The following is a 10,868-nucleotide window of genomic DNA, read 5'->3' on the forward strand; positions in this document are numbered from 1 at the left end:
GGAAAACCGCGAGCCTACAGAGATGTATTCACGGCGTGTCGGCACAGCCCTGCACCTCGGACCGACCTTGCACAAGCTCCCGGCGGACACAACGGCACAAACCGCCCCGGCCGCCCACCAGGCCTCAGCAGGCCTGCAGATGCCTGACCATCAGCTGCAGACTCTGGCGCCCCCGGTATTCGTTCACATCCAGACTGTAGACCAGACGTGCGCGGCGGATATTGGGGTCGGGCCAGACCTGGGTATCCACATTGAACGCGATCGCATCCAGCACCTCGGCGCTGCCCGGCGGCTGCAGCACCAGCTTCAGATGCCGCTCGCCAACCAGCCGCTGCTGGATCAGCGTGAACTCGCCATGAAAGCCCGGCTCGGGAAAGTGCTGCCCCCAGGGACCGGCATCGCGCAGTGCCGCCGCCAGCTGCAGACTGAACTCCTCCGCCGCCAGCTCGCCGTCGCACAGCAGACGCCCGGTCAGATCCTCGGCACTCAGCTGCCGGCGCACCTCCTGATCGAAGGCCTGGCAGAAGGCCTCGAAGTGCGCCGCCGGCAGCGACAGACCGGCAGCCATGGCATGGCCGCCGAACTTGCTGATCAGCCCCGGGTTGGCCGCCGCCACGCTGTCCAGCGCGTCGCGGATATGCAAGCCGGGCACCGAACGGGCCGAGCCCTTGATCAAGCCATCACCGGCATCGGCAAAGGCGATCACCGGGCGGTGGTAGCGTTCCTTGAGGCGTGAGGCGAGAATGCCGATCACCCCCTGGTGCCAGTGCGGGTCGAACAGACACAGGCCGAAGGGCAGCTCGCTTTCCTGCAGGCTGGCACTGTCGAGCATCTGCAGAGCCTGCTGCTGCATGCCCTGCTCTATCGCCTTGCGGTCCCGGTTCAGGCTGTCCAGCTCGCCGGCCATGTCACGGGCGGCCTGCTCATCGTCGGTCAGCAGGCATTCGATTCCCAGACTCATGTCATCCAGCCGCCCGGCGGCGTTCAGGCGCGGACCTATGATGAAGCCCAGATCGGTGGAGGCCAGACGCTCGGCCGGACGCCGCGCCACCTCCAGCAGGGCCCGGATACCCGGCCGGCAGCGGCCGGCACGGATGCGCGCCAGCCCCTGATGAACCAGAATCCGGTTGTTGGCATCCAGCGGCACCACGTCAGCCACCGTCCCCAGCGCCACCAGATCCAGCAGCTCACCCAGATTCGGCTCCGGCCGCGCCGGGCTGAACCAGCCATCCTCGCGCAACGCCGCGCGCAGGGCCATGAGCACATAGAAGATGACCCCGACCCCGGCAATCGCCTTGCTCGGAAAATCGCAGCCGGGCTGGCTGGGGTTGACGATGGCATCGGCCTCGGGCAACTGGGCGCCGGGCAGGTGGTGATCGGTCACCACCACCCGCAGGCCGGCGGCCCGGGCAGCGGCCACCCCTTCGACACTGGAGATACCGTTATCCACGGTCACCAGCACATCGGGCTGGCGTTGCAGCGCCACCTCGACGATCTCCGGGGTCAGGCCGTAGCCGTATTCGAAGCGGTTGGGTACCAGATAATCGACCCGCGCCGCACCCAGCGCGCGCAGTCCCAGTACTGCCACGGCACTGGCGGTGGCACCGTCGCAGTCGAAGTCGCCGACAATCAGGATGGATTGGCGCAGCTCCAGTGCCTGACGCAGCACCTGCACCGCCCGGTCGATGTCCTTGAACAGATTCCAGGGCAGCAGAGCCCGCAGACTGCGATCCAGTTCACGTGCTGAGCGCACGCCGCGGGCCGCGTACAGGCGGGTCAGCAGCGGTGGCAGATCACCCAGATCGGGCAGCTGTGCGGGCAGGACGCGGGACTCGATACGCATGGAGACTCAACGCTCTCCCAACAGCCACTCGAGGGCGAATTCATGCTGGGTATCGGTGTCACTGACGTAGAGTACGCCGTCGCTGATCATCACGCTCCAGTCGAAGCTGCGCGGCAGCTCGCTGGCCAGCGCATCCAGCGGCGCCTGGGGCAGCACGGCGATATGCAGGTTGCGCTGCTGTTCGACCTGGGGTAACACCTTGCCCGCCCAGACCCGATTGTTGCCGTAAACCAGCAGCGAGCAGCGCTCGGCGCGACGGGAGCCGGCAATCAGACGGTCCGCGTCGGGCTGACCGACATCAATCCAGTGCTCAATGCGGTCGTCCAGGCTCTTCTGCCACAGGGCCGGCTCATCCACGTCCGACAACCCCCGGCCGAAGGCCAGGCGTTCGTGATACCACAGCGCGTAGGCCAGCACCCGGGCCGCCAGGCGCTGGCCGGTCTCGGAGGGATGCCGGGCCACGGTCAGACGCAGGTCTTCATAGACGCCACGGTCAGTATCGGTGAGGTTCAGCTGAATCTTGCAGGGAATCGATTGCAGGGCCATGGGGGTCGGACATTCTCGGACAGACGGGCCGGCAGTGTACCGCAAATGGCCCCTGCCCGCCCGCTGACTAGTCCGGATTGCGGTCCATGCGGTCGATGAAATGCGGCAACACGTTGAGGATAAACAGCATGATCAGGGTCGCCAGCACCGCCGTGGCCTCCAGTCCCAGTCCGACACAGACCCCGACAGCAGCAGTCATCCATACCCCGGCCGCGGTGGTCAGCCCCTTGACGTCATTCATGTGCTCGCCCTTGATGATGGTACCCGCCCCGAGAAATCCGATGCCGGCGACTATCCCCTGAACTACCCGGCTCATGGCGTCATCACCCCCCTCGACCATCTCCGACCCGAGCACGAACAGGGCTGCGCCGGAGCACACCAGCATGTGCGTGCGGATACCCGCCGCCTTGCCGTGGGATTCCCGTTCGAAGCCCAGCAGACCGCCGAGCAGCGCTGCCAGCATCAGTCGCAGGGCCACGCGAACCGCCTGCTCCACGTCGGTCAGATCGGAGAACTCACTGACCAGCGTAGCCAGGATAACCTGGAAGATGTCCATCGTCCGTTACCCCCTCGGTGGGTGGAGACAGTGGGTGGTCGGGCCGGTCTGCCGGCGCCGGCGCGGCAGACCCGGGCACCGGCATGCAAGGGCTGACGATCTGCCGCGCCAGCAGGCGGCCCCAGGGAGAGCGAGGCGCCGCCCGCCAGACCTGTTGGTGCAGCAGCTGCAGACTCTCCGCATCCTGCGCCAGCAGGCTGCGCTCGCTCTTGCTCAGATCCCCCGGACCGAGCTCGATGCAGCGCCGGCGCAGGGCCTGCAGCCGCTGACGACGCAAGCCGGTACGCCCCCGGCGTGCCAGGGCCACCTGCAATGCATTGTAGCCGGGGTGAATGACCGACTCGCAGAAGTCCGGCTGATGGCTGCCCGCCAGCGGGTTGTTGGACAGATCCTCCAGCAGCTGGGATCCCCGTCGTTCCTCGGCGGTCAACAGCAGCCCCCACCGCCGCAGGCGCTGACCGAGCTGAACCCGGCTGAGCATCACCGAGATGGGTGCAGCCAGGATCAGCGGGATGGCCACCGGCAGGGACCAGTAGAAGAACATCGGCTTGAGCCACAGGGCGAAGGCCGCCCAGCCGGCCCCCAGCAGCGACCCGGGCGCGTGATGCAGCAAGGCGCGCACCCAGCCGGTCTCGCTGGTGCGGTTCTGCCCGGCCCAGCGCAACTGGATATTGAGCAGCGCCTCGATCACATAGCGCGAATGGGACAGCATGCGGATCGGTGCCAGCAGGGCCGAGACCAGTATCTCCAGCAGCACGCTGGCGAACAGCCGCAGACCGCCGCCGAAATTCGCCAGTCGCCGGGTGAGGGCCGCATCGGCCACGCCGAGAAACTTGGGAATGAACAGCAGTGCCAGGGTGCAGAGCACCAGACTCAGCGCACGCAGCGGCTGCCATTGCGGCCACAGCGGGTACAGCTGATGCGGATCAGGAAAGTAGTTGATCGGCCACAGCACCAGCCGGGTGGTGGCGATGGTGGTCAGTACCAGGAAGGCCAGCCACAGGGGCGAGGCCAGATAGGCCATGATGCCGTTGAGCAGGGCCATACGGTGCGCCAGCCGCAACTTGCGGCTGCACAGCAGCAACCACAGGTGCTGCATGTTGCCCTTGGCCCAGCGGCGGTCCCGGGTCAGCTCATCCACCAGCGACGGAGGCGACTCCTCCCAGCTGTCGCCCAGCCCCGGCTCCAGCCAGACCTCATGACCGGCACGACCGAGGTAGGCGGCCTCGACGAAGTCATGGCTCATGATGGGCCCGCGGAACAGGCCCCACCCAGGCAACTTGCGCAGCCCGCAATGGGCCATGAAGGGCCGCACGCGCAGTATGGCGTTATGGCCCCAGAAGGCTGCCTCGCCCAGCTGCACCGCCGCCAGACCGGTAGCGAACAGCGGGCCGTAGAGCTGGCTGGAGAACTGCTGAACCCGGGCAAACAACGACCGCCCATTGAGCAGCCCGGGGCCGGTCTGCAGTATGCCCACCCGGGGATGACGCTGCATCAGCTGTACCATGCGCACCAGGGTGTCGCCGCCCATCAGGCTGTCGGCATCCAGAACCACCATGTATTGATAGTCCCGCCCCCAGCGGCGCAGGAAATCGCCGACGTTGCCGCTCTTGTAGTTGAGATTCAGTTGACGACGACGGTAGAACAGCCGGCCGTGCGCCCCGAGCCTCTCGACCAGCTGCGCCCAGGCCGCCTGCTCCTGCAGCCAGATGTCCGGGTCGCGGCTGTCCGACAGTATGTAGAAATCGAAATGCTCCAGCTGCCCGGTGCGCTCCAGGCTCCGGTACACGGCACTGAGCCCGCCCAGACTGCGCTCGATCGGCTCGTGATAGACCGGCATGACGACGGCAGTGCGCGCCAGAGGCGTGGCGGCCAGGACTGCGCCATCCTGGCGGCGCAGCAATGAGTGGGGATCACCACCAAAACGGCGCAGTACAAAGCCGGCCAGGGCAATCCAGAAGCCGAAGGAGATCCAGCAGAACAGCAGGGCGAAGAGCACTAGCATGCCCAGCTCCAGGGCATTGCCACCGCGATAGGGCAGCACCGAGAGCATGAACCAGGTGGCCAGGCCGGTCTGACCGATGACCAGCATCAGCAGCAGCGTGCGCCGCCACAGGGCAGCAAGGCGCCAGCGGTGCACCCGGGGGGCGCTGACGCTGCTCTCCAGCTCCTCGATGGCCGCCATCAGTAACTCCCGTAGCCGATACTGCTCCGGTGCAGCGGCGGCGAGATCATGGGTACCCGGACCGGACCCGGCCGGGTGACCAGCCCCCGTTCCTGCAGGGTGCACAGGCAGACACCGAACAGGTCCTGCGCCCCGGCCTCAACCGCCTCTGCCAGCGTCTGCAATATGGCCTGTTCCAGCTCCGGCGTCAGCTCCTGACCGCTCCAGCGCAGCCAGGCGAACAGCCGGCGCAGGGTCTGTTCGGATCGGGTTGCGCGCATGCCGCCTCCTACCTGATGGCCTGAAGAATGTCACTGCCCGGCAGCAACTGGTAGGTCCAGGTCTCGCTCAGGGCCTCCTCCCCTTCCCGCAGCAGGGCACGCACCGACAACGCCCGATCAGTCGCCGGTCGAACCAGCATGGACAGGCGCCAGCGCTGCAGCGGCGGCAGATACTCGACAAAGTGTTCGAGCAGCTCACCGTCTTCCAGCGCCGCCACCTGGCTGGTTACCGGCGCGTCAGCGTCCAGTTCATCCAGCGGACCACCGGCAAAATCGACAATGATCCGCACCGCGCCCTCGGCATCACCGCCGCCGACGCGCTGACCATCACCGAGAAAGCTGTCTCGCGCCCGGGCCAGGGGCTCCCGCGCCAGGTCGGCATTGCCGAAGCGCACCCGGTAGTCGAACCGGTAGGAATGCTTGCCCTGCAGTGGCGATTCCGGCGCCCAGAAGGCGACTATGTTGTCGTTGGTTTCATCCGGGGTGGGCAGCTGGGTCAGCACCACGTGCCCCGGCCCCCAGTCATCCTCCGGCTCGACCCAGGCACTGGGACGGGTGTCGTACCCGGCCTCGGCATCCATGTAGCTGCGAAAGTCCGCGTCGCGCTGCAGCAAACCGAAGCCCCTGACCTGACCCACGGAAAAGTAGTCCATGCTCAGGGCCGCCGGGTTGTTCAGCGGTCGCCACAGCCATTCGTCGGTGGCACCATCATGCACCAGCAGGCCGTCGGAATCGTGTACCTCGGGGCGCCATTCCCCATCGGGTCGCAGGGTGTTCTCGCCGTAATAGAACATGCTGGTCAGGGGGGCCACACCCGCCAGCTGGATGTCCTGTCGGGGGAACAGCACCGAGCTGACCTCGAGCCCGGTCTCATCCCCCGGCTTCACCTCAAAACGATAGGCGCCGGTCAGACTGCGGCCGTCCAGCAGACCATAGAAGGTCAGACTGTCAGCGTCGGCGTCCGGTTTTTCCAGCCAGAACTCGACGAAGGCGGGAAACTCCTCGCCGCTGGGCAGCCCGGTGTTGACCGCGATACCGCGCCCGGACAGACCGAAATTGTTGTCCCGGCCCACGGCCCGGTAGTAGCTGGCACCGGCAAACACCAGAAATTGGTTGGCCGCATCCGGCTCGGTGAAGGGGAAGGTCAGCTTGAAGCCGGCATAACCCAGATCCGCCGGCACCAGCTTCTCCAGCTCGGCGTTGGGGTAATCGAACAGACTCTTGTCGAAGTTCAAGGGCTCGGTCTGATCGCCGTCGATGACGTTGATGCGCACCGCATGGTGATAGAACAGGCCCGGCGGGATCAGCATGACGCCGAACTGGCTTTCCCCATCCAGCCAGAGCGTGCGCTCGGGCTTGAAGCGGATGCCCTGATAATCGTGGTAGCTGAGCTCCTGCAGAAAACGCGGTACCTGCGGCGGGGCCTGCCAGTCGCTGCCCGCCAGTTTCTCGGCCTTGTCGACCACCGTCTGGAAGTCGAACGGCGCAGCCCCGGCCGTCAATGGCAACAGGCACAGCAGGGGATACACCAGGCGCTTCAGATCCATCGTCATTCTGCAATCTCCACAGGCGGTGAACAGTGGCGGTCGTTACGTAACGGCACTGAGTATTTAGTGTCACCAGGCGTGAAGACAGTTCCACCTAACGATCATGCAGCCACCGACAGCCCGTCGATACCGAGCGTGGCAGCGCCGACGGCCAGCCACACCGCAACGCCATACTGCCTTGCGGCCGGGGCACACCGTCGTCGAGCAGGCGCAGGGCACGCCTCTAAAGGGTTTTTGTCAGCCCCCGCCGCAGGGTTCTTGCCGGAGTTTCACCAAACCGGGCGCGGTAGGCGCGGGAAAAGTTGCTGACGTGGTTGTAGCCGATCCTGGCGGCAACATCTTTGACCGACAGCTTGCTGCTTTCCAGCCAGCGGTGGGCAGCGGCCATTCTTTCGTTGCGCACGTAATCGGCACAGCTCAGCTGGAACTTCTGGCGAAACAGCTGATCCAGGCGGCTTTCAGACAGACCAGCCATGGTCGCCAGATGGACGATGGTCAGGGCACCATCCAGATGGGTTTCGATATAGCTAATGATGTCCGCCAGCGCCTGTTGTTCCCAGACGATAATGCGGTCTTCCCCGGCATCTTCATTGCAGAAAAGCTCAATGATTTCAGCCATGAACAGATTGGCAATGCCTTCCAGCTTCAGCAGCCTGGCACTGCCGCGCGCATGGCCGTCGAACAGGTTGCTGGCCAATTGCCGCAAACGCTGGCTGGGCGAGAAGGACTGGGCCAGCTGAAATTCGCCGAAGGGGGCGTCGCTGAATAACGCGAGCCGCTCAGGCAGCTCCTCTCCGAAGCGGGCTTTCAGGGCCGCCAGTGGCGATGCGATTTCAATATGCCGAACCAGTTGCCCCCCGGAGAGATGAACCTGCTTGCCGGACGTATCCACCCGCTTCAGCATCGCTGACTCCGGCGTCAGCGTATAGGTTCTGCCGCAGGGATGGGAAAACGCCAACTGCCCCTGCAGCGGCATGGCCGCCCCCAGCCAGGGTTCGCTCAAGCTGTGCTGCACGGGTACCGAGCAATCCTCCCGGGTTTCGTATTCCATACGGTACAGCACCATGCCGCTGGCAAACTCCAGACACTCCATGCGACCGCGAATACCGGGCAGATCAAGGGTCTGCCCGCCATCCATGTCAGATGGAATTGCAAGAGCGGGATTGTCGATGGGGGATGCGTCTTTCATGGTGAGATCCGGCCTTGAATCATTGAGCTGCCATGCGGTATTCGAAAATGATAATAAACCAGAAAATGATATAAGTGTGATGTGGTTCTCGAAGTGCCTGATCTCTACCCTTGCAGTCTGGATGACATAACAAGCAAGGGGACATGTCGCTGCCCAGCCCGGGCCTGAGACATCCTGGAGGGAAGCAGGATCATGAACCACATCTTCAAAACCGTCTTCAACGCTGCGCTGGGCACCTGGCAGGCCGTGTCGGAACTGGCCAAGGGGCGACACAAGGGCCAGGGCGCAACCCGCCGCCAGGCGCGACGCCTGCATGGCCCCCTCATTACCCTCCTGTGTGTCGGTTTGCCCGGGCTACCCGGCACCCTCTGGGCCGCCGATCTACCGCAGAACGGCCAGGTCATCGCCGGCAATGCCAGCATCACCCTGCCCAACGGCCACACCCTGAACGTCGAGCAGCTCTCCGATAAAGCCATTATCGACTGGCAGTCGTTCAACATCGGCAAGGGCAATACCGTCAACTTCGAGCAGAACAACACTAAATCAGTGGCGCTCAACCGCGTCACCGGCAATGACCCCAGCGCCATCTATGGCAACCTCAATGCCAACGGCAAGGTGTTTCTGGTCAACCAGAACGGTGTGCTGTTTGCCGAAGGGGCCAACGTCAACGTCGGTGGCCTGGTCGCCTCCACCCTGGATATCGACAACCAGGACTTTCTCGACGGCAACTACCGCTTCCAGGGCAACGGCAATCAGGCGGTGATCAACCGCGGCAACATCCACGCCGATGGTGGCGCGGTCGCGCTGCTGGGTGGCCATGTCAGCAATGAAGGCATCATCCACGCCAACCTCGGCAGCGTGGCCATGGCCGCCGGTGAAAAAATCACCCTGGATTTTGCCGGTGACGGCCTGATCAACCTGACCATCGACCAGGGCCAACTGGATGCCCTGGTGGAAAACCACGGCGCCATCCAGGCCGACGGCGGCAGCGTCTACCTCACTACCCACGCCGCCGACCAGGTGCTCGACTCGGTGGTCAACAACACCGGCCAGATTCGCGCCCATACCGTGGAGCAGCGCGAGGGCAAGATCATCCTGCTGGCGGATATGCAGAGCGGCACCGCCAGCATCAGCGGCACATTGGCTGCCAGTGCGCCGGAAAGTGCCAACCCCAATGGCGGCAACGGTGGCTTTATCGAAACCTCCGGTGCCACCGTCAGAGTCGCCGAAAACACCCGCGTCACCACCCGCGCCGATAACGGCAACACCGGCACCTGGCTGATTGATCCGCAGGACTTCACCATTGCCGACAGCGGCGGCGACATCACCGGTGCCACCCTGAGCAGCCAGCTTGCCAATAACAACGTCGAAATCGAAAGCGTCAACGGTGCCACCGCAGGCAACGGCGATATTTTCGTCAACGACACCCTAAGCTGGAGCGAGAACACCCTCACTCTCAACGCCGAGCGCGATATTCACATTAACGAAGCCTTGCACGCCAGCGGCACTGCCGGCCTGGCGCTGAAGTATGGTCAGGGCAGCAGCGATGGCGTGATCGACGGTAACCAGGCCAGCTACCACATCAACGCCCCGGTCAACCTCTCCAACCAAGGCAGCTTCAGCACCCAACTGGGCAGCGCGGGCGCTGTGATCAATTACGACATTATTACCGACCTTAACGCCCTGCAAGGCATCAACGATAACCTGGGTGGCAACTATGTGCTGGGCAGCAATATCGACGCCAGCGCCACCGCAGGCTGGAATAGCGGCGCAGGCTTTGCGCCCATTGGCGACAACAGAACCAACAACAACGCTTCCCGCTTCACTGGCACCTTCGATGGCCTAGGCCATGTTATCAGCGATCTGTTTATTGACCGTGCAACTACCGACCACATCGGGCTGTTTGGCTACACCGTGAACGCCACCCTGCGCCATATCGGACTGGAAAATACCGATATTACCGGGCAGAGCCGGGTCGGCGGCCTGGTCGGTTATCAGGGTGGTGGCAGCATCAGCCAGTCCTATGCCACCGGTGTGGTGAATGGAACTTGGTTTGTCGGCGGCCTGGTCAGTCAGCAGTATGGCGGCAACATCAGCCAGTCCTATGCCACCGGTGAGGTGAATGGAAACTACAGTGTCGGCGGCCTGGTCGGTGGTCAGTGGAGCGGCAGCAGTATCAGCCAATCCTATGCCGCCGGTGCAGTGAATGGAACCGGCTATGTCGGCGGCCTGGTCGGTGCTCAGTGGGGCGGCAGCAGTATCAGCCAATCCTATGCCACCGGTGAGGTGAATGGAAACTACAGTGTCGGCGGCCTGGTCGGTTATCAATGGAGCGGCAACATCAGCCAGTCCTATGCCTCCGGCACGGTGAATGGAACCAGCGAAGTCGGCGGCCTGGTCGGTTATCAGGTGTACGGCGGTATCACCAACAGCTTTTACGCCACCACCAACAGCGATAACAACAGTATCACCGGGGATCACACCCACAGCGACTACGGCACAGGCCGCACCTTGGCTGAGCTGATGAACCGGGACACCTTCACCGGCTGGGATGATGCCGTCTGGGGCTTTGTGGATGGCGCAGAGTACGAAGGCTACGCCCTGGGCGGGCTGCCATACCTGATCGGCGTCACCCGTAACGAGGATATTGTCGTCAGCGATGACACCCTGTTTAACGGCGGCTGGGGCACCGACCTCGACCCCTGGACCATCACCAACTGGCAGCAGTTGCAGAGCATCAAC

General features: G+C 64.1%; 8 protein-coding genes. 1 reads left to right on the forward strand and 7 read right to left on the reverse strand.

From position 1 onward, the window contains the following. Window positions 1–124: 124 nt before the first annotated feature. The 7 genes from recJ to VF673_RS08230 form a co-directional block, all read right to left on the reverse strand. Window positions 125–1,843, reverse strand: coding sequence for a single-stranded-DNA-specific exonuclease RecJ (gene recJ, locus VF673_RS08200; RefSeq protein WP_440291563.1), 1,719 nt, complete (start codon window positions 1,841–1,843; stop codon window positions 125–127). A gap of 6 nt (window positions 1,844–1,849) precedes the next feature. Continuing rightward, window positions 1,850–2,389, reverse strand: coding sequence for a YaeQ family protein (locus tag VF673_RS08205; protein ID WP_440291564.1), 540 nt, complete (start codon window positions 2,387–2,389; stop codon window positions 1,850–1,852). 67 nt (window positions 2,390–2,456) lie between these two features. Next, complete coding sequence (locus tag VF673_RS08210; RefSeq protein ID WP_273128027.1) at window positions 2,457–2,945, reverse strand: MgtC/SapB family protein; 489 nt, start codon at window positions 2,943–2,945, stop codon at window positions 2,457–2,459. Next, the gene (gene mdoH / locus VF673_RS08215; protein ID WP_440291565.1) at window positions 2,905–5,130 is read right to left on the reverse strand and encodes a glucans biosynthesis glucosyltransferase MdoH; all 2,226 of its coding nucleotides are present in this window, start codon (window positions 5,128–5,130) and stop codon (window positions 2,905–2,907) included. Before mdoH ends, VF673_RS08210 begins: the two co-directional genes overlap by 41 nt. Continuing rightward, entirely contained in the window at window positions 5,130–5,390 is a 261-nt protein-coding gene (locus VF673_RS08220; protein ID WP_090536127.1) for a hypothetical protein, read from the reverse strand. Before VF673_RS08220 ends, mdoH begins: the two co-directional genes overlap by 1 nt. 8 nt (window positions 5,391–5,398) lie before the next feature. After that, the gene (locus VF673_RS08225) at window positions 5,399–6,943 is read right to left on the reverse strand and encodes a glucan biosynthesis protein G (protein ID WP_440291566.1); all 1,545 of its coding nucleotides are present in this window, start codon (window positions 6,941–6,943) and stop codon (window positions 5,399–5,401) included. A gap of 217 nt (window positions 6,944–7,160) precedes the next feature. Next, window positions 7,161–8,327, reverse strand: a complete 1,167-nt coding sequence (locus VF673_RS08230; RefSeq protein ID WP_440291567.1) for a helix-turn-helix domain-containing protein — start codon at window positions 8,325–8,327, stop codon at window positions 7,161–7,163. Between VF673_RS08230 and VF673_RS08235 the strand changes: the two genes are divergently transcribed. Further along, window positions 8,319–10,868: two-partner secretion domain-containing protein (locus tag VF673_RS08235; RefSeq protein WP_440291568.1), on the forward strand; the 2,550-nt coding region annotated here is incomplete at its 3' end. The genes VF673_RS08230 and VF673_RS08235 overlap by 9 nt on opposite strands.

This window comes from Halopseudomonas sp. Lyrl_26 (assembly GCF_051948695.1).
In the GTDB taxonomy this organism is placed as follows: Bacteria; Pseudomonadota; Gammaproteobacteria; order Pseudomonadales; family Pseudomonadaceae; genus Halopseudomonas; species Halopseudomonas formosensis.